Origin of the sequence: Paracoccus sp. PARArs4, assembly GCF_947311865.1 — a bacterium.
Taxonomy (GTDB): Bacteria; Pseudomonadota; Alphaproteobacteria; order Rhodobacterales; family Rhodobacteraceae; genus Paracoccus; species Paracoccus zeaxanthinifaciens.
The window spans coordinates 43,836-63,215 of the sequence record NZ_CAMZMW010000015.1 but is presented as its reverse complement, the minus strand read 5'-3'; the positions used below and the strand labels follow the sequence as shown (position 1 = coordinate 63,215).

Sequence of the window (19,380 nt, the reverse complement as noted above, 5' to 3'; positions counted from 1 at the left end):
TGCATCGCAGTCGCTGCTGCATCCGGAATCTTCAAGGTGGCCGAAGGCTTGACCGCGCGGTGTCGCAACGTCTTACTGGCCCGACCCATTGCAGGAGGCCGCAGATGTCCGAAGCCCTGATCGTGATCGACATGCAGAAGGATTTCTGCCCCGGCGGCGCGCTGGCCGTCACCGATGGCGACGCGGTGGTCGGACCGATCAACGCGATGATGGCGGATTTCGACGCGGTGATCCTGACGCAGGACTGGCACCCCGCGGACCACGCCAGCTTCGCGGGCAACCACGCGGGCGGCCAGCCCTTCGCGACGGTGCAGATGCCCTATGGCCCGCAGGTCCTGTGGCCGGCGCATTGCGTGATCGGAACCGGGGGCGCGGACTTTCACCCCGATCTGGACATCGACCGCGCTGACCTTGTGATCCGCAAGGGATTCCGCAGCCGGATCGACAGCTATTCCGCGTTCTACGAGAACGACCACCAGACCCCCACGGGCCTTGCCGGATACCTGCGCGACCGCGGCATCGCGAAGCTGGCCTTCGTCGGCCTCGCCCATGATTTCTGCGTCGCCTGGAGCGCGATGGACGCGGCCCGCCTGGGCTTCGAGGCCCGCGTGATCGAGGCTGCCTGCCGCGCCATCGACCTGGACGGCAGCCTTGCGGCCGCGCGGGACGCGATGCGCCAGGCGGGCGTCGCGCTGGACTGAGACCCTTGCAACCCTGCCCGTCGGCGGGCACCTATGGGCGGATTGCCGGAGGAAGACGAGATGGTCGATATCGCCACGCGGGTCCATAACCACAAATGGAAGATCGACCCGATCGTCCGTTCGTTGATCGACACGGATTTCTACAAGCTTCTGATGTGCCAGTCGGTCTTTCGCAACCGGCGCGACACGCGGGTGACCTTCAGCCTGATCAACCGCTCGACCGACATCAAGCTGGCCGAGCTGATCGACGAGGGCGAGCTGCGCGAGCAGCTGGACCATGTGCGCAGCCTGTCCCTGTCGCGGGGCGAGAGCACCTGGCTGCGGGGCAACACCTTCTATGGCAAGCGCCAGATGTTCCGCCCGGACTTCATGGAGTTCCTCGAGGGGCTGCGCCTGCCGGCCTATCACCTGGAGAAGCGCGACGGGCAGTACGAGCTGACCTTCGAGGGCAGCTGGCCCGAGGTGATGCTGTGGGAGATCCCGGCCCTGGCCGTCCTGATGGAGCTGCGGTCGCGCGCGGTCCTGAAGGACATGGGCCGGTTCGAGCTGCAGGTCCTCTATGCCCGCGCGATGACCCGCCTGTGGGAGAAGCTGGAGCGCCTGCGCGACCTGCCCGACCTGCGCATCGCCGATTTCGGCACGCGGCGCAGGCACAGCTTCCTGTGGCAGGACTGGGCCGTGCAGGCCATGATCGAGGGCCTGGGCGAACGTTTCGTCGGCACCTCGAACTGCCTGATCGCCATGCGCCGCGACATCGAGGCCATCGGGACGAACGCCCATGAACTGCCCATGGTCTATGCCGCCCTGGCCGAGGATGACGCCGCCCTGCGCCGCGCGCCCTATGACGTGCTGGCCGACTGGCACGAGGAGCACGAGGGCAACCTGCGCATGATCCTGCCCGACACCTATGGCACGCCGGGCTTCCTCGAAGGCGCGCCCGACTGGCTGGCGGGCTGGACCGGCATCCGCATCGACAGCGGCGACCCCGCGACCGGCGCCGAGAACGCGATCCGCTGGTGGAAGGACCGGGGCGAGGATCCGACGAAGAAGCTGATCATCTTCTCGGACGGGCTGGACGTGGACAGGATCGAGACGCTCTATCGCCAGTTCCACGGTCGGGTGAAGGTCAGCTTCGGCTGGGGCACGCTGCTGACCAACGATTTCCGCGGGCTGGTGCCGGGCGACGGGCTGGCGCCGTTCAGCCTCGTCTGCAAGGCGGTCGCCGCGAACGGGCGGCCCACGGTCAAGCTGTCGGACAACCCCGCCAAGGCGACCGGCCCCGCATCAGAGATCGCGCGCTATCGCCGCGTCTTCGGCGTCGGAGAGCAGACGGCGACCGCGCCCGTGGTCTAGGTCCCGGCCAGCAGCAGCGAACAGACCAGCGCCGACAGCGCGCCCGTCACCGGCACCGTCACGACCCATGCGGCGGTGATGGTCGCCACGTGGCTGCGGCGGATCAGGACGCGGCGGCGCATCTCCTCGATGGGCAGGGCGTCGCGGCGGCGGTTGCGGCGACGGTCCACCCATTCGCGCGCGAAGCCCACGCCGAAGATGCCGCCCACCGCCACATGCGTGGTCGAGACCGGCAGCCCCAGGCTGGAGGCCGTCAGCACCGTCAGCGCCGTCCCGAGCGATACGCAGAACGCCCGCCCCGCATTCAACCGCGTGATGCCGCTGCCGACCAGCGTGACCAGCCTGCGCCCGAAGAACAGCGTCCCCGCCGCGATGGCCAGCCCCCCGCCCAGCAGCACCGCCAGCGGCGATCCCGCGATCGAGATGCCGCCGCCCAGCATGATGACAGACAGGGGCCCCGCGATGTTGCCGACATCGTTCGCCCCATGCGCAAATGCCATGATCGCGACCGCCAGCACCAGCGCGGGACGCAGGAGGCGCTTGACACTCGGCTTCCTGGGATCGCGGGCGATCTCGGCCAAAACCTTGCGGCGGGTGATCGCGAAGGCCACACCGCCCAAGATTGCGGCGGCAACGATCTCGGGGATAAGAACGTCGCTGCGCAGGGACAGGCGCGCCAGGTAGGCCGCGAACAGCGCCGCCATCAGCGCCACCATCGCGGGGATCCAGTTCAGCGCCGCCCGCGCGCGATCCGGCGCATCGACGACGCGCATCCGCAGCAGCACCAGCAGCGCCCCGGCCAGGGTCCCCGCGACCAGCGGCGTGATCACCCAGACCACGGTGATCGTGCCAAGCGTCGCCCATTTGACGCCCGCAAGGCCCGCCGCCGCCGCCGAGGCCCCCGAGATGCCGCCCACGATGGAATGCGATGTGCTGACCGGGAGGCCGATGCCGCTGGCCAGCGTGATCCAGGTCGCCGCCGCGATCAGGGCCGAGACCATGACGATCTGCCCCTGCCCGCCCGCAACGATGCCTGCCGGATCGTAGATGCCCCCCGCCAGCCGCGACGTCACCGCGCCACCCGCCAGCATCGCACCCGCGATCCCCGCGCCCGCCGCCAGCAGCAGCCCGGGAAGCACCCGGATCGCCCCCGCACCGACCGCCGGCCCCAGAGAGTTCGCGACATCGTTCGATCCGATCGCGACGCCCAGCCAGCCCGCGACGATCAGCCCCGCGCCCATCGCCATGAATTCCGGGTCCGCCCCCGACAGGCTGAGCGTCAGGATCACGCCCGCGACCAGGACCAGCACGGCAAGCCCCAGCCGCCAGACGGGCTGGAAGGCATGCTGCTGTGCGGCCTCGGCATTGGTGATGCGGCGAAGATCCTTGTCCAGCGTATGGAAGCTGCTTGCCGGCTTCATTCGGCTGCGATGGCCGAAGGATCCAGTGCCAGCAGGATCTGCTTCAGACCCGGCTCGGCCACCATGCGGGCGGCGTCGCGGGGGGCGAACCAGCGGCGCTTGCGCTGGCGGACCTCGGGAAACGCATCCTCGACGCAGTCCACCTCCATCAGGAAGACGCGCACTTGCACGGGCACGGCATAGCCTTCGTCCTGATCCTTGTCATAGAGAAAGCGGCCCAGCTCGGCCTCGGACATGGTGCCGCGAAGGCCGGCCTCTTCCCAAGCCTCCTGGGCGGCGGCACCGGCAAGGGTGCGCCCCTCCATCGGCCAGCCCTTGGGAATGACCCACCGGCCCGTGCCCCGGCTGGTGATCAGCATCACGGCGCCGCTGTCGCGGTCGCGACAGATCGCGCCGACCTGCATCTGTGTCGGCCTGCGCCCCATCAGAAGCGCCAATGCCTTGCCGAAAACCTTCATTCCTGCCCGTCCACTCTGCTTCGCAGCGCCTTGACTTCGCCGCGGATGGACTTCGCCTTCAGGCGGCGTCGCTGCGATCCGAGGGTGGGTCTTGTGGCGACCCGGCGCTTGGGCGCAACGCTAGCCTTGCGGATCAGTTCCGCCAAGCGTTCCCGCGCGATCTCTCGATTGCGGGACTGACTGCGCGTTTCCTGTGCAAGGATCACCACCGCGCCGTCCTGCGTCCAGCGGCGCCCGGCCAGCCGTTGCAGGCGACGCTTGACCGGATCGGGAAGGTTCGGCGACCGCTCGGCCTCGAAGCGCAGCTCGACGGCGGTCTCGACCTTGTTCACGTTCTGCCCGCCCGGACCCTGTGCCCGGGTGAACTGTTCGGACAGCTCCCATTCCTCGATCGCGATCGTGTCGGTGACATGCAACATAAGCTGAATATACGCCCTATCTCCGGCGCTATCAAATCGCGGCCTTGGTTGAGATCGGGTTAATTATTGACGCGCCCTTGCCGAATCCTGCAACGATATCGTCGCATGATGCATTTAGCGTCACCTGCGCGTGAACGGGCCCCGGTTTCGCCGACCTTGTAATCCGGCCCGAACCTGTTAGCGCGAAAAGACAAAACCTATCGGAGGACAGTGATGGACGGACGGGATCAGCTTGGCAGGCGCGAGATCACCTGCTTCAAGGCCTATGACGTGCGCGGAGAGCTGGGCAAGAATCTCGATCCCGATGTCGCCTACCGCATCGGCCGCGCCTTTGCGCAGGCACGCGACGCCAAGCGCGTCGTCGTGGGTCGCGACAGCCGCGAAACCTCGCCCGAGCTGGCGAAGGCGCTGATCGAGGGTTTGACCGACGGCGGCGCCGACGTTCTGGACCTCGGCCTTGCCGGCACCGAAGAGGTCTATTTCCACACCGGCTTCCATGACACCGATGGCGGGATCGAGGTGACGGCCTCGCACAACCCGATCAACTACAACGGCATGAAGATCGTGGGCTGTGGTTCGGCACCGCTGGATCCCGCGACCGAGCTGCCCCCCATCGTGGACCTGGCCACGGGCGGCGAATTCGCCCCCGCGACCAAGGGCAGCGTCACCGATTTCAGCCATGCCCGCGCGGATTACGCCAAGCGCATGGCCGATTTCGTCGATGTCTCGGCGCTGAAGCCGATGAAGATCGTCGTGAACGCGGGCAACGGCACCGCCGGCCCGACCTTCGACGCCATCGCCGAGGAACTGGAACGCCGCGGCGCGCCGCTGACCTTCGTGCGCATGCACCACAACGTGGACAGCAGCTTCCCGAACGGCATCCCCAACCCGCTGCTGCCGGAAAACCAGCCCCCCACCGTGGACATGGTCAAGGCCGAGAACGCCGATCTGGGCGTCGCATGGGACGGCGATTTCGACCGCTGCTTCTTCTTCGACGAGAACGGCCGCTTCATTCCGGGCGAATACATCGTCGGCCTGCTGGGCGCGGCCTTCCTGGAAAAATCGCCGGGCGAGAAGATCGTGCATGACCCGCGCGTCATCATGAACACCCGCGCCATGATCGAGGAAGCCGGCGGCGAGGCCGTGGTCAGCAAGACCGGCCACGCCTTCATCAAGCGCAAGATGCGCGACGTGGGCGCGGTCTATGGCGGCGAGATGTCGGCCCACCACTATTTCCGCGACTTCTATTTCTGCGACAGCGGCATGATCCCCTGGCTGCTGATGATCGAGCTTCTGTCGCGCAAGGGCCAGACCCTGGCCGAGCTGCTGGAAGAGCGGATGAGCCTCTATCCGTCCTCGGGCGAGACGAATTATCACATCGAGGACCCGGACGCGGCCATCGCGCGCCTGATCGACGCCTATGAATCCAAGGCCGAAAGCCGCGACGACCTGGACGGCGTGTCGCTGAACTTCGGCAGTTGGCGCTTCAACCTGCGCAAGTCGAATACCGAGCCGGTCGTGCGCCTGAACGTCGAGGCCGATGGCGATGCCGATCTGGTCCGCGCCAAGCAGGCCGAGCTGGCGGCCCTGCTGAAGGGCTGACCCGACCTTCTCGACAAACGAAAGGGCCGCGCATCATCGCGCGGCCCCTTTTGCGTTTTGCGGATTTTTTATCGCTTCACGTGAAACACTTATGACGATTCGGGGTCGTCGAAGCCGAAGGCCGCGTAATCGCGTACATAGGCGCTGCGCGCGGCCTTGATCAGCGCCTTGTCGCGCAGGTGGTCCGGCAGCGGCGCGGGTGCCAGCGCGGCGGCGTCCACGCCCTGCAGCCCGACCGTGCGCGCCAGCAGGTCCATGTCCTCGGGCAGGCGTTCCTCGCGGATCAGCATGTCGGGCGAGGTGAAGCGCGCGAAGCCCGCGATCACCTCGGACTGGCTGGCCCATGTGGGATGGGTCGGCAGCGTGGTCTGGCCGTTCAGGTTGCGCTTGAGGAAGCCCAGGAACTGCCCGAACAGGCGGACCTGCTCATCCGCGTCCAAGACATCGGGGGCGACGGGTTCGGGCAGGTCGACCCTGTGCAGGCGTCGCAGCGTGTCGCGCAGGTCGGCGGGCGCATCCGACAGGACCTGCCCGAAGGCCGTCCAGGCGCGGTGCAGCGGGTGGCGCAGCACCGAGAAGCTGCGATGCCCCGGATGGCCGCGCTTCCACTGGCGCAGGCTGGTCTGGGTGAAATCGCCCGAAACGGCCCCCAGCCCGGCCATCCAGTCGCGCACCGCGACGCCCGCGCCGCCGCGCACGGGCATGAACAGCAGCCCCCTGCCCGCCTCGACCGCGCTGAAGCTGGGGACCGAGGGCCCGCGACGGGGCTCGAAATTCGGGATGCGGCGCAGCATGAACGGATCGAGCGTCTGCAGATCGGCCTGCATCTGGTCGAAATTGCGCACCTTCTCGGACATCTCGCGCGGGTTCTGGGGCACCTGGTCGCTGGCGGGTTCCACGCGCGGAATGTCGGTTCGGCCCAGCCAGTGCAGCAGGCCGGTCATCACGTCGGCATCGCGCAGATCCTCGTAGCCCAGCCAGAAGGCGCTCTGGCCGGTGACCTGCAGCCAGTGCATGACCTTCATCTGGAAACGCTCGATCGCGGTGACGTTCTCGCGGAACTCGGCCCCGTCATAGGTGATGGCGGCGGGGATCGGGGTCTCGCTCTCGTTCAGCTTCCACTGGTTGGTTTCCCAGGCCAGCCGGGTCGAGACATAGCTGTCCAGCGGGTTGCGCGTCAGCACGATCTTGGCGCAGCGGCGGTCCTGCATGATGGCGTCGAAGACGCGCGGATCGTGGTCGTGGAAATAGCGGAAGCCCGGCAGGTGCCCCGGCCTGTCGGTCAGGATGCGCAGCAGCGGCAGGGGGTCGGCCTCGCGCTGGTCGCGCGTGACGCCCGCCAGCTCGTCCTTGTCGGGCCAGCCCATCATGTAGGGGTTGAACGCCTCGCCGTGGCAGGTGACGCCGCGGATGGCGTTCAGCGTCGCCTCCAGCAGGTTCGAGCCGGTGCGCATTTCGGCAAAGATGACGAAGCTGCGGAACGAGGAGGTCATTCGGCGGCGGTCCTTTCGGTCGTGGGGATGTCGTGGACGGGCAGCCCGTCACCCGACATGCGCGGCTGCAGCCCGGAATTGCGCAGGCGACGCAGCAGCTCGGCCATGCCGGCCATGTCGCGCATGGCCGGCAGCCCGGTCGGCACCGGGCCGCGCATCGGCAATGCCTGCAGCGCCTGCATCATCAGGGGCTGGGGCCGGGCCAGGAAATCGGTCAGTTCATGCACCTGCACCCGTGCCTTCACCCAGACCGAGTTCAGCACCTCCAGGTGCTTCAGCTCGGCCCGCTGCAGGATCGCAGTGACGCGGCGGATGTCGTCGAAGGGCATGTCGCTGTCCAGCAGCGGCAGCATCCAGGCCCCGGTGATGACGTTCACATGGGCGTTCGGATCGGTCGCCACGAACCAGTTCAGCGCCTGGTTGTCGCGCGGGCTGAACTGGAAGACCTGCATCCGCTGCGTGACGCGGATCAGCGAGGTCAGGAAGCCCTGCGGATCGCGGTCGCGGATCAGCGTGCTGGACGATATGGCCCCGGGCCCGATCTCGGGGCGGCCCGCGAACTCGGCCATCTCGGGGCCCATCAGGTGGCCGTGGACATCGGCGTCGATCATGCCGGACAGCCAGTCCTCGAACCCCGGGAACACGTCGCTGAAGCCGTGGAAGACCGCATAGGGGGCCGAGGTCTTGCCGTTCTCGGCATCCTTGCGCGGAAAGCGCGACTGCATATACAGGCCCGGACGGCCCAGCAGCCTGCGGCGGACGGTGCGGTTGATCACCCTCTCGAACCGTTCGGGGCGCGGGGCGGTGGCGTCGGGCGATCCGACCGCGGGGCGCGGGAAATGGTCCAGCAGCCCCGTGGACCCCGGCCAGACCTTGCGCGCGACGAAGCAGTGCGATTCCTCCAGCATCCGCGCATGGTCGTCGTACAGCTGATAGGGACGCCCCTCGTGGTCGAACTTGGCCAGCGTCAGCGACCTGCTCTCGATCCGCAGGGCATGGCGGCGGGCCAGCGTCTGGAAATAGCTCTCGTCCGGGATCCAGCTGAGCCGGAAGTACCGGTCGAAGACCTTGCGCTTCGGATCGTCCAGGATCGCGCGCAGGGTCGCGGCGGTCAGGCACCACCATTGCGACCCCAGATGCGGGATGATCCCCTTGGGCACCTTGCGCCGCACGCCCAGACGCCGCTGCAGGTCCACAAGCCGGTCGAACCACTTGCGATGCCTGCGCCAGTCCAGCGGATAGAACAGCGTGAAGCGTTCCTCGTTGAGGCCGCCGATGGTCCAGCCGACATCATGGGCGGTCACGCTCTCGATATGGTCCAGCTCCGGGTCCAGCGCCAGGAATGCCCGAAGGTCGCGGACGGGACGCAGCGGCAGGCACGCCCCGGATGCCAGGTAGACATGGGTCGTGTCCGGGAACCGGTCCAGCAGTAGCTGCGCCGCGTCCTGCGTGGCGGCCACCAGGCTGAAGCGCCCCCAGTCGCAGGGGCGGCGGCGGCTGAACAGCACCTCGGGCAAATCCGACAGCGCGGCCTGCATCCGCGCGAAATCCGCGGCCGGAACCTTGGCATCGACATGGACCGCGACCCGCGCGCCGCCCTCGACCCAGATCCGCGCCATGCGCGCGGCAATGTCCAGATCCGCATGGCACAGCAGCACCACCCCAAGCGCGACGCCCCCCGTCATGGCCCCCGTCATGCCCAGTTCCCCCGAGAGATCAGGCCGATATCCTCGAGCTGCTGCCAATCGACATATTCGCGGGATTCGCTGCACCACAGGTCGGTCCCCCGCGTCAGCCCCGCGTGATAGGCGCGGTATTCCTTGCTGTTGGCGTAATGCTGACGGCGGTCCAGCTCCTCGGCGGATTTCTCGGCGAAGGTGGACAGGAACTTGGCATGCAGCAGCGTGCCCGACGCCATCTCGCCGCCATTCTCGTCATAGACCATGTTCAGGTGACGCGGCAGCGCCATGTGGGTCGAGCTGACATAGGCATAGCGCCAGTTCCACTTCACCAGCGGGATCTTGTTCAGCGCGGGCCCCGACAGCGGATCGGCGCGGAAGAAGTTGCGCGTGCGCGGCCCCCCCTGGATCCACAGGTTGCCATAGAAGGCGTTGCGGCTGATCGAGTAGTTCACCGGATCGAACCAGCGCGCGATCTCGAACGGGTCCTGCCCCTCGGCATAGGGCTGATCCTCGATCGCGCCCTTGGGGTACATGTCCAGCAGCATCGCCGGGAACGACCGCCTGCCCGACGCCTCGAGCCAGCTGGTCAGCGCCGACAACGGCCGCGTGTCGCAATGCGGATAGACGAGGAATTCGTCGGGATCGATTGTCAGGCACCAATGGCCATGCCCGTGCCTGGCCAGCAGGCGGTTCATCCAGTCCATCCCGAAGCGGGATTTCTTGTAGCCGGCATTGGTCCACCACAACGACACGTCGGGCTGTTCGGCAAGATAGTTGCCGCTGCCATCCGTGCTGTCATTGTTCACGAACAGGAAGTGATCGACCCCCAGCCCGCGGTAATAGTCCAGGAAATAGGGCAGCCGCACCCGTTCGTTGCGCAGCGTGACGAAGGCCAGGATGTCGCCCGGCCGGATCTGAGAGGTCCGGTCGACCATGGATTTCAACGCCCTGCGGCGATTGAAGGCGCGGGCGATCAGGTATTGCCTCTCGGCCCGGCGCCGGATGCGGGCGGGCAATGGAAGCCGGGCCACGCGCGTCATGGCCTGCCGCCCCCTTGGTCATGGCTGCGTAAGGACGTCATGGCCCTAGGAATGTGCGCGGAGGTTGAAATAAGCAAGGGGAATCAGCGTTCCAACCAGTCGCCCGTCCCCATCAGCCCAAGGTCCACAAGCTGCCGCCACCCCTCATAGCGGCGGGATTCGGCATTGCGCAGCACAGGTCCGGCCACGATCGCCCGGTGATAGGGCGCATAGAGGTCGGGATCCACGAAATGCTGGCGGCGCGACAGCTCCTCGGTGGATTTGGCGGTGATGTCGGCGGTGAACTTGGCATGCAGCAGCACCCCGGACAGGCGCGCATCCCCCGGCCCGTCATAGAGCATGTTCAGATGCGGCGGCAGCATGCTGTGGGTCGAGTTCACATAGACCTGCCGCCAGCTCCACCGCATCAGCGGCAGCTTGTTCATCGTGGGCGCACGGCGCGGATCATCGGCAAAGAAGGCCCGGTCGCGCACGCCGCCCTGCAGCCACAGGTTCCGGCGCGGCATCATGCGCCTGCTGCGCCACGGCCCCGCATCGAACCAGGGCAGGCGCGCGGTCAGGGGCGCATCGGGGGCCGCGTCCTCGGTGCCCAACGCCCCCGTCGGATAGAGGTCCAGCATCACCGCCCCCATCCCGCGCACGCCCCGCGCATCCAGATGCGCCGTCAGCTGCCGCAGGCCGCGGCGGTCGTGATCTGGAAAGACCAGCAGTTCGTCCGCGTCCAGCGTCAGGGACCACCGCCCGCCGCCATGCCGCATCAGCAGCGCATTGGCCCAGTCCAGCCCGAACCGCGCCGCGCGATAGCTGTCGGAACAGCCCCAGACCGACACGTCGGGCTGCGCGCGCAGGTAATCGACCGTCCCGTCGTCGCTGTCATTGTCGACGACCAGAAAGTGGTCGACCCCCAGGGCGCGATGATGGTCCAGGAATTCGGGCAGATGCGCCATCTCGTTGCGCAGGGTCGATACGGCGATGATCGCATCGGGGGCCAGATCGCCCATCTTGATCGCGATGGGGCGCAGCCTGCGCCGCGCCCTGATCGCCCGCCAGATCAGCTCTCGCCGTTTCCAGCGCAGCCGATAGGCCTGCCAGGCCCCTTGCAAAGGGCCCGGCGTCGTCACGCCTTGTAATCGCCCGCCTGATGCCAGCGCCAGGCGTCGGTGATCATCTGCTTCATGGTCGACCGGTCGGGCGTCCAGCCCAGCTCGGACTTGGCGCGCTGGCTGCCGCAGACCAGCTTGACGGCATCGCCGCCACGGCGCGGACCGTCGACCATCGGCACCTGGCGGTTGGTGACGTGACGCGTCGCATCCACCACCTCGCGGACCGAGAAGCCGTCGCCCGTGCCAAGGCAGAAGTCGCGGCTGCCCTTGTCGGCCCGCAGCCATTCGAGACCCTTCACATGCGCATCGACCAGATCCATCACGTGGACATAGTCGCGGATGCAGGTGCCGTCCGGCGTGGGGTAATCCGTGCCGTGGATGGTCAGCGCCGCACGCTTGCCATCGACCGCATCCAGGATCAGCGGGATCAGATGCGTCTCGGGGCGGTGGAATTCACCGACCTCGGCATCCGGGTCCGCGCCCGCGACGTTGAAATAGCGGAAGATCACGTGCCGCAGCCCGTGGGACGCCTCGAAATCGACCAGCATGTCCTCGATCGCGCGCTTGCTGGCGCCATAGGCGTTGAGCGGCGCCTGGGGCGTGTCCTCGTCAAGGACCTCGCCGTCGCGGTCGCCATAGGTCGCGCAGGTCGAGCTGAAGACGAAATGCTTCACGCCCGCCGCGATGGTCGCCTCGATCAGGTTCAGCGACCCCGCGACATTGTTGCGCCAGTACTTGCCCGGCTCGGCCATGGCCTCGCCCACCTGGCTGAGGGCCGCGAAATGCAGGACCGCGACGGGGCGGTGTTCGGCGAAGGCCGCATCCAGCGCGGCGCGGTCCATCAGGTCGGCCTCGACCAGCGGGCCGAACTTCACGGCATCGCGCCAGCCAGTCGCGAAATTGTCCAGCGTGACGGGGACAAACCCCGCCTGCGCCAGTGCCTTGCAGGCGTGCGAGCCGATATAGCCCGCACCCCCGGTCACCAGAACCTTGTCGGCCATCGGATCACTCGGCCGCGCGACGCATCGCGACGACTTCGGCCAGGTAATCCGCGAATTCGTCCTTCAGGTCGTCGCGCTCCAGGCCGAAGGCCACGGTCGCCTGCAGGAAGCCCGCCTTCGAGCCGCAGTCGAAACGCTGGCCGCGGAAGCGCAGGCCGAACACGTCGCGGCCTTCCGCGATCTCGTCGGCGATGGCGTCGGTCAGCTGGATCTCGCCGCCTGCGCCCTGCTTCAGCTTGTTGAGGTTCTGCATCACGGTCGGCGCCAGGATATAGCGGCCGATCACCGCGAGGTTCGAAGGCTGGGTGCCTGCGGCGGGCTTCTCGACCATGCCCTTGGCGCGGACGATCGCGCCCATGTCCTCGGCCACGTCCAGCACGCCATAGGCGGACACCTTCTCGGTCGGGACCTCCATCGTGGCGACCATGCTGCCGCCGGTTTCCTCGTAGGCCTCGATCATCTGCTGAAGGCAGGGCGGCTCGCCCTGGATCACGTCGTCGGTCAGGACGACGGCGAAGGGCTCGTCCTCCTGCAGCAGGCGGCGTGCGCACCAGACGGCGTGGCCCAGGCCCAGGGCCTTGTGCTGGCGGATATAAGCGATGGCACCCGAATCCATGTTCGTGCCGCGCAGGATGTCCAGCAGCTTGTCCTTGCCGGACTTGCGCAGGCTGGATTCCAGTTCGTGGGCGTGGTCGAAGTAATCCTCCAGCGCGCCCTTGCCGCGCGAGGTGACGAAGATGAACTCCTCGATGCCGGCGGCGCGGGCCTCGTCGATCGCGTACTGGATCAGCGGCTTGTCGACGAGCGACAGGATCTCTTTCGGGATGCTCTTGGTGGCGGGCAGGAAGCGCGTGCCCAAACCTGCAACCGGAAAGATGGCTTTCGTTACCTTGCGACCCATATCGACACTACCTTCTAGAGAAAATGCGGACGAGATGTCCGCAGCATTTGCCATGGGCGAGGAACCACGCCCCGACCGGATTTTCAACGAACAGATTATTGCCTAGGCGCTTAATCGCCAAGAAAATCCCGAGACTTGCACAAGAAATTCACGGAATGCCCCTTTGAAACGGGCATTCCGGTCGGCCCCTTCTCAGGCAATTCCCATTTCGCCCATCATCTCTTCGAGGCGCATAACGTCCTCGGGGTTGTTCAGTTCCCAGAACTGTCGGCCCCGCGCCTCGACGGTCACGCACAGCAGGTTGCGCCCGCGTTCGAGGAAGCGGAGCTGCTCCAGCCCCTCCAGCCGTTCCAGCACGCCCTCGTCCCAGCCGGCATAGGCATGAAGCGCCTCGGGGCGATAGGCATAGACGCCGACATGGTGGAAGACCGGGCTGGCTTCGTCGGGCGCAATTTCGCCCGCCGCGAAGGGCACGACCTCCTTCGAGAAATAGAGCGCACGCCCGTCATGCCCGAAGACGGCAGTGGTGCCGCCCACGCGTCCGGCATGGCGATCCGCGATCAGGTCCGCGCGCATCCGGCCCGTGCAGCGCAGCACCGGGGTCGCCACCTCGGCATCGGGGGCGGCGCGCAGGCCCGCGACCAGATCCTCGACGAACCAGGCGGGGGTCAGCGGCGCGTCGCCCTGCAGGTTCACGACGATCTCGGGGCGGATGCCCATGTTCGCGACGGCCTCGGCGCAGCGCTCGGTCCCGTTGCGGCATTCGGGGCTGGTCATCACGACCTCGGCGCCGAAGCCCTCGGCATGTTCGCGGATGCGGTCGTCATCGGTCGCGACGACCACGCGATCGACGCCCGCGACCTGCATCGCGGCGTCCCAGCTGCGGCGGATCAGGCTGCGCGGCTGGCCGTCGGCCCCGCGCAGTTCGACTAAAGGCTTGCCAGGATAACGGGTCGAGGCGAAGCGCGCGGGTATGATGATTACGACCGGCATGGCTTACGGCTTCACCAGCAGGACGCCCGGCGCATAGGCGATGAAGAACGGGTTCGCGAAACCTTCCTTGCCATAGCCAAGCGGGCTGTGATCGTCGAAGCGCACGACCTCGCCGCCGGCACCGCGCAGGACGGCATCGCCCGCCGCCGTGTCCCATTCCATCGTGCGGCCCAGCCGAGGATAGAGATCGGCCTCGCCCGTCGCCACCAGGCAGAACTTGAGCGAGCTGCCCGCGCTGGTCATGTCCTTCACGCCGTATTTCGCGATATAGGCGTCGGTCGCCTCGTCGCGATGCGATTTCGAGGCGACGACCATCAGCGCGCGGTTGTCCGGGGTGGCATGGACGCCGATCGAGGTGGTCTCGCCGGGCTGGTCGCCGAAGGGGCCGGTCTCCTCGACGGAACGACCGTCGGCGGTGGTGTAGAACAGGCGGCCCTTGGCGGGCGCATAGACGATGCCGCGCACCGGCACGCCGTTCTCGACATAGGCGATGTTGACCGTGAAGTCGCCGCGGCGCTTGATGAATTCCTTGGTGCCGTCCAGCGGATCGACGATCAGGAATGTGTCCAGCGACTGCGAATGGGTGTCCGCCTGTTCCTCGGTGACCAAGGGGATGTCGGGGAAGGCCTCGCGCAGGCCGGCGGCGATCAGCGCATCGGCGGCCTCGTCGGCGGCGGTGACGGGCGAATCGTCGGATTTCGAACGGGTCTCGAAATCGTCGGTCTCGTAGATTTCCATGATCTTCTGGCCCGCCTGAAGCGCCAATTTTCGCATTTCGGACATAAGTCGATCGAATTGCATTTAGTATCCTTTCCCGTCACGCCTTCTGGCCGCATTGTGCGATGCGTCGCGCAATCTTATGATCCCCCGGACGGATGACGGCAAGCATTGCGCTGCCGAAGACCTCCGGACTGTTGCACCTGCCCGACGGCAAACCAGACGGCGAGACCCAGGAGAAGGCCATGTTCCAGCAACGCAGGACCCGGAACATCCTGGAGGCGACGGGCGCCACGCTTGCCCTCATATACCACCAGACCGTCTACAATGTGCGAAGCGGCCATCGGAACCCCGTCGTGGGGTTGCTGATGGAAATCGCTCAGGCCTCCGTGTTCGTAGTGGTTTTCTTGGCCGTTTTCACGCTGATCGGTATCCGGACCTCACCGGTACGAGGCGACTTTCTACTTTATATCATATCCGGGATTTTTGTGTACCTGATACACGTCAAGGCAGTGGGCTCCACATCAGGAAGTCACTCGATTTCATCGGCTCTGACGAAGCATGAACCCCTCAACTCTGCCGTACTAATTTGCAGTGCCGCACTGGCAAGCCTCTATCAGCAAGCTCTTAGCTTGGGCGTCATCCTCACCTGCTACTATCTTTTCTTCCAGCCATACACGATCTACGAACCTTTCTCATTGTCGCTAATGTTCGGGCTGGCTTGGCTCTCGGGGTGCGTCGTAGGCCTTATCCTACTTGGAATTCGTCCATGGGCACCCGGCGCCGCGTCCACACTCAGTCTGTTCTACATGAGGGCGAACATGTTGGCCTCCGGGAAGATGTTTCTTGCCAACTCGATGCCGGGGTTCCTGCTCCCTTGGTTCGAGTGGAACCCGTTGTTCCACATCATCGACCAGACGCGCGGCTTCATGTTCATCAACTACACACCGATGCGCACGAGCCTGATGTATCCCATCTATTTCTGCATTGCGGCCTTCATGGTCGGGCTTCTGATCAACTTCGCGACGCGGAAGTACGAATCGATCAGCTGGGGCGCCACGCGCTGATTGAATAGCCCCATGTTTCGTGGACGCCTTTTTCGCTAACTTTGAGGCAAGGAGGCCATGATGGGCACGGGCAATTTCACTGACGACTTCAAGCGCGATGCTGTCGCGCAGATCACGGAACGGGGTTATCCGGCAAAGGAAGTTTCGGCACGGCTGGGTGTGAGCACGCACTCGCTCTATGCCTTGGAAGCGCAAGTTCGCGAAGGCGGTGTCGGGTGACACGGAGAAGGACGCCGAGATCCGTCGGCTGAAGCGTGAGCTGGTCCGGGTGTCGGAGGAGCGCGACATCCTAAAAAAGGCCACCGCGTATTTCGCCAGGGATGCAAAGTGAGTGGAGCCAGCGAGGCCCACCGGTTCGAGCCCGCTGGCGACGGCGTTCGTAGCCGAGCATCGGGGTCAGTTTTCGGTGCGGGCGATGTGCCGGTGCCTGCGTATCCAGCCGAGCGGATTCTACGCGTGGCTGAAGACACCGCTGAGCCAGCGGGCGCAGGAAGACAGGCGTCAGACCGAACTGCTGCAGAAGGCTTGAGCCGAGAGTGGCAAGGTCTACGGCTACCGCAAGCTGCATGACGATCTGGTCGAACAGGGCGAAAGCATTTGTCCGAACCGCGTTTCCCGACTGGCGCAACTGGCGGGGATCAAGGCACAGATCGGCTATAAGCGCCGCCCTGGCAGCTATGGCGGCAAGCCGTCGGTCGTGGTCGACAACACTCTCGACCGGCAGTTTGATGTCGAGGTTCCGGACAAGGTTTGGGTAACCGACATCACCTACATCCGGACGCAAGAAGGGTTCGCTTACCTCGCGGTGGTCATCGACCTATATTCCCGGCGCGTGGTCGGCTGGTCGATGCAAAGCAGACAGACGACAGATGTCGTCCTGCAGGCCCTGCTCATGGCCGTCTGGCGGCGCAAGCCGAAGAACAAGGTGCTGATCCATTCAGATCAGGGCAGTCAGTTCACCAGCATGGATTGGGCTGCGTTCCTGCGCACCCACAATCTTGAGCATTCGATGAGCCGCCGCGGCAACTGCCATGACAACGCCGTTGCCGAGAGCTTCTTCAACCTGCTCAAGCGCGAGCGGATCAGGCGCAGAACCTGCCGGACCCGCGAAGACGCAAGGCAGGGCGTGTTCGATTACATCGAGATGTTCTACAACCCGAAGCGCAAACATGCGAGGAATGGGATGTTGTCGCCCGCCGAGTTCGAGCGGCAGCAGAAGATCAGACGTGAAGGCGTCTAAGAAACTCGGGGCTATTCAGATAGCGGCACGGGGACACACCGCTTTTTCGGGCGTTTTTGGCGCATTGCGGTGCTTGCGGGGCCGAATTGCATCCCTATATACACCCCCGAAGCCGTCCGGAGGTTCCGGGCGAATTTTCGAGCATGGGATCGGGCTGCGGGGGCCATAACGGACCCGGGGCCCCCGAAATCGCCGCAAGAAAGGTTAGACGAAACATGTCCAAAGTCATCGGCATCGACCTCGGCACCACCAACAGCTGCGTTGCGATCATGGATGGCAGCCAGCCCAAGGTCATCGAGAACAGCGAAGGCGCACGCACCACGCCCTCGATCGTGGGCTTCGCGGAAGGCGAGCGCCTTGTCGGCCAGCCCGCCAAGCGCCAGGCGGTCACCAACCCCACCAACACCGTCTTCGCGGTCAAGCGCCTGATCGGCCGTCGCATCGGCGACGAAGCCGTCGAGAAGGACAAGAAGCTGGTTCCCTATTCCATCGTCGACGGTGGCAATGGCGACGCATGGGTTTCGGTCCGCGACGAGAAATACTCGCCCGCGCAGGTCAGCGCCATGATCCTTCAGAAAATGAAGGAGACCGCCGAATCCTACCTGGGCGAGGAAGTGACGCAGGCCGTCATCACCGTTCCCGCCTATTTCAACGACGCGCAGCGTCAGGCGACCAAGGATGCGGGCAAGATCGCGGGCCTCGAAGTCCTGCGCATCATCAACGAGCCGACCGCGGCAGCCCTAGCCTATGGCCTGGACAAGAAGGACACCAAGACGATCGCGGTCTATGACCTCGGCGGCGGTACCTTCGACATCACGATCCTGGAAATCGACGACGGCCTGTTCGAAGTGAAGTCGACCAACGGGGACACGTTCCTCGGCGGCGAGGACTTCGACATGCGCATCGTCAACTACCTCGCCGAAGAGTTCAAAAAGGAACACGGCGTCGATCTGACCGGTGACAAGATGGCGCTGCAGCGCCTGAAGGAAGCCGCCGAGAAGGCCAAGATCGAGCTGTCCAGCAGCAGCCAGACCGAGATCAACCAGCCCTTCATCAGCATGGGTTCGAACGGTCAGCCGCTGCACATGGTCATGAAGCTGACCCGCGCCAAGCTGGAAAGCATCGTGGCCGACCTGATCAAGCGCACCATGAAGCCCGTCCAGGACGCGCTGAAGGACGCAGGCTGCTCCAAGGGCGACATCGACGAGGTCGTTCTGGTCGGCGGCATGACGCGCATGCCCAAGGTCGTGTCCGAGGTGACCGAGTTCTTCGGCAAGGAGCCGCACAAGGGCGTGAACCCCGACGAGGTCGTCGCACTGGGCGCCGCGATCCAGGCGGGCGTGCTTCAGGGCGACGTCAAGGACGTGGTCCTTCTGGATGTCACGCCGCTGTCGCTTGGCATCGAGACCCTGGGCGGCGTCTTCACCCGCCTGATCGACCGCAACACGACGATCCCGACCAAGAAGTCGCAGATCTTCTCGACCGCGGAAGACAACCAGAACGCCGTCACCATCCGGGTCTTCCAGGGTGAGCGCGAGATGGCCGCGGACAACAAGATGCTGGGCCAGTTCAACCTGGAGAACATCCCGCCCGCACCGCGCGGCATGCCCCAGATCGAGGTGACCTTCGACATCGACGCCAACGGCATCGTGTCGGTTTCCGCCAAGGACAAGGGCACCGGCAAGGAACAGAAGATCACGATCCAGGCGTCGGGCGGTCTGACCGACGAGGAGATCGATCGCATGGTCAAGGACGCCGAGGCGAATGCCGAGGCCGACAAGGGCCGCCGCGACCTGGTCGAGGCCACCAACCAGGCCGAGAGCCTTGTCCACAGCACCCGCAAGTCGCTGGAAGAGCATGGCGACAAGGTCGACAGCTCGACCATCGAGGCGATCGAGCTGGCCGTCGGCGCGCTGGAGGAATCGCTCAAGTCCGAGGACGCGGGCAAGATCCGCTCGGGCATCCAGAACGTCATGGACGCGTCCATGAAGCTGGGCGAGGCGATCTACAAGTCGCAGCAGTCCGAAGGTGGCGACGCCGCCGGTGACGATGTCGACGAGGGTCAGCGTTCGGCCGATGACGATATCGTCGATGCCGATTTCGAGGATCTCGGCGAAGACGACAAGAAGCGCGGCTGATAGCGGCCGCCACCCGAAACGGGCCGGTCCGCGCAGCCAGCCGGGCCGGCC

At 65.8% G+C, this 19,380-nt stretch carries 16 protein-coding genes and 1 pseudogene; 6 read left to right on the top strand and 11 right to left on the bottom strand.

Annotated elements, in window-relative coordinates; translation table 11 throughout:
* The first annotated feature begins 104 nt into the window (after window positions 1-104).
* Both pncA and pncB read left to right on the top strand, forming a co-directional pair.
* A complete protein-coding gene (gene pncA / locus QMZ16_RS12635) occupies window positions 105-701 on the top strand; it encodes a bifunctional nicotinamidase/pyrazinamidase (RefSeq protein WP_282603547.1) in 597 nt (198 codons plus the stop codon).
* A 60-nt stretch (window positions 702-761) separates the two neighbouring features.
* Window positions 762-2,054: a nicotinate phosphoribosyltransferase gene (gene pncB, locus QMZ16_RS12630; protein ID WP_282603546.1), complete on the top strand. Its 1,293-nt coding sequence runs from the start codon at window positions 762-764 to the stop codon at window positions 2,052-2,054.
* On the opposite strand, the gene QMZ16_RS12625 is transcribed toward pncB, so the two are convergent.
* Genes QMZ16_RS12625 through arfB form a run of 3 tightly spaced genes read right to left on the bottom strand, consistent with a single transcriptional unit; the run spans window position 2,051 to window position 4,352 of the window.
* Window positions 2,051-3,475, bottom strand: coding sequence for an inorganic phosphate transporter (locus tag QMZ16_RS12625; protein WP_282603545.1), 1,425 nt, complete (start codon window positions 3,473-3,475; stop codon window positions 2,051-2,053). The genes pncB and QMZ16_RS12625 overlap by 4 nt on opposite strands.
* On the bottom strand, window positions 3,472-3,933 hold the full coding sequence (locus tag QMZ16_RS12620) for an NUDIX hydrolase (protein ID WP_282603544.1): 462 nt from the start codon (window positions 3,931-3,933) through the stop codon (window positions 3,472-3,474). The genes QMZ16_RS12625 and QMZ16_RS12620 overlap by 4 nt, the downstream gene beginning before the upstream one ends.
* Complete coding sequence (gene arfB / locus QMZ16_RS12615) at window positions 3,930-4,352, bottom strand: alternative ribosome rescue aminoacyl-tRNA hydrolase ArfB (RefSeq protein WP_282603543.1); 423 nt, start codon at window positions 4,350-4,352, stop codon at window positions 3,930-3,932. Before arfB ends, QMZ16_RS12620 begins: the two co-directional genes overlap by 4 nt.
* A 213-nt stretch (window positions 4,353-4,565) precedes the next feature.
* Here arfB and QMZ16_RS12610 point away from each other — a divergent pair, with 213 nt between their 5' ends.
* A complete protein-coding gene (locus QMZ16_RS12610) occupies window positions 4,566-5,954 on the top strand; it encodes a phosphomannomutase (protein WP_282603542.1) in 1,389 nt (462 codons plus the stop codon).
* Window positions 5,955-6,043: 89 nt separating this feature from the next.
* Here the strand turns inward: QMZ16_RS12610 and QMZ16_RS12605 are convergent, their stop codons facing one another.
* The 8 genes from QMZ16_RS12605 to cysQ all read right to left on the bottom strand — a co-directional run bounded on the left by QMZ16_RS12605 (window position 6,044) and on the right by cysQ (window position 14,968).
* Window positions 6,044-7,447: a hypothetical protein gene (locus QMZ16_RS12605; RefSeq protein ID WP_282603541.1), complete on the bottom strand. Its 1,404-nt coding sequence runs from the start codon at window positions 7,445-7,447 to the stop codon at window positions 6,044-6,046.
* Window positions 7,444-9,144, bottom strand: coding sequence for a beta-1,6-N-acetylglucosaminyltransferase (locus tag QMZ16_RS12600; RefSeq protein WP_282603540.1), 1,701 nt, complete (start codon window positions 9,142-9,144; stop codon window positions 7,444-7,446). The genes QMZ16_RS12605 and QMZ16_RS12600 overlap by 4 nt, the downstream gene beginning before the upstream one ends.
* Entirely contained in the window at window positions 9,141-10,169 is a 1,029-nt protein-coding gene (locus tag QMZ16_RS12595; protein ID WP_282603539.1) for a glycosyltransferase family 2 protein, read from the bottom strand. Before QMZ16_RS12595 ends, QMZ16_RS12600 begins: the two co-directional genes overlap by 4 nt.
* 83 nt (window positions 10,170-10,252) lie before the next feature.
* Entirely contained in the window at window positions 10,253-11,290 is a 1,038-nt protein-coding gene (locus QMZ16_RS12590) for a glycosyltransferase family 2 protein (protein ID WP_282603538.1), read from the bottom strand.
* On the bottom strand, window positions 11,287-12,273 hold the full coding sequence (gene galE, locus QMZ16_RS12585; protein WP_282603537.1) for a UDP-glucose 4-epimerase GalE: 987 nt from the start codon (window positions 12,271-12,273) through the stop codon (window positions 11,287-11,289). Before galE ends, QMZ16_RS12590 begins: the two co-directional genes overlap by 4 nt.
* A 4-nt stretch (window positions 12,274-12,277) precedes the next feature.
* Window positions 12,278-13,174 (bottom strand): UTP--glucose-1-phosphate uridylyltransferase, encoded by an 897-nt coding sequence (locus QMZ16_RS12580; protein WP_022707948.1) that lies wholly within the window; start codon window positions 13,172-13,174, stop codon window positions 12,278-12,280.
* 192 nt (window positions 13,175-13,366) lie between these two features.
* Window positions 13,367-14,167, bottom strand: coding sequence for a manno-octulosonate cytidylyltransferase (locus tag QMZ16_RS12575; protein WP_282603536.1), 801 nt, complete (start codon window positions 14,165-14,167; stop codon window positions 13,367-13,369).
* A gap of 3 nt (window positions 14,168-14,170) precedes the next feature.
* Complete coding sequence (cysQ, locus tag QMZ16_RS12570; RefSeq protein ID WP_282603535.1) at window positions 14,171-14,968, bottom strand: 3'(2'),5'-bisphosphate nucleotidase CysQ; 798 nt, start codon at window positions 14,966-14,968, stop codon at window positions 14,171-14,173.
* 74 nt (window positions 14,969-15,042) lie between these two features.
* Between cysQ and QMZ16_RS12565 the strand changes: the two genes are divergently transcribed.
* From QMZ16_RS12565 to dnaK, 3 genes and pseudogenes are all read left to right on the top strand, one after another.
* Complete coding sequence (locus QMZ16_RS12565) at window positions 15,043-15,951, top strand: ABC transporter (RefSeq protein WP_282603534.1); 909 nt, start codon at window positions 15,043-15,045, stop codon at window positions 15,949-15,951.
* Between the two features lie 60 nt (window positions 15,952-16,011).
* Window positions 16,012-17,191, top strand: a pseudogene (locus QMZ16_RS12560) (IS3 family transposase).
* A 215-nt stretch (window positions 17,192-17,406) separates the two neighbouring features.
* The gene (dnaK, locus tag QMZ16_RS12555; RefSeq protein ID WP_022708458.1) at window positions 17,407-19,329 is read left to right on the top strand and encodes a molecular chaperone DnaK; all 1,923 of its coding nucleotides are present in this window, start codon (window positions 17,407-17,409) and stop codon (window positions 19,327-19,329) included.
* Window positions 19,330-19,380: the final 51 nt, after the last annotated feature.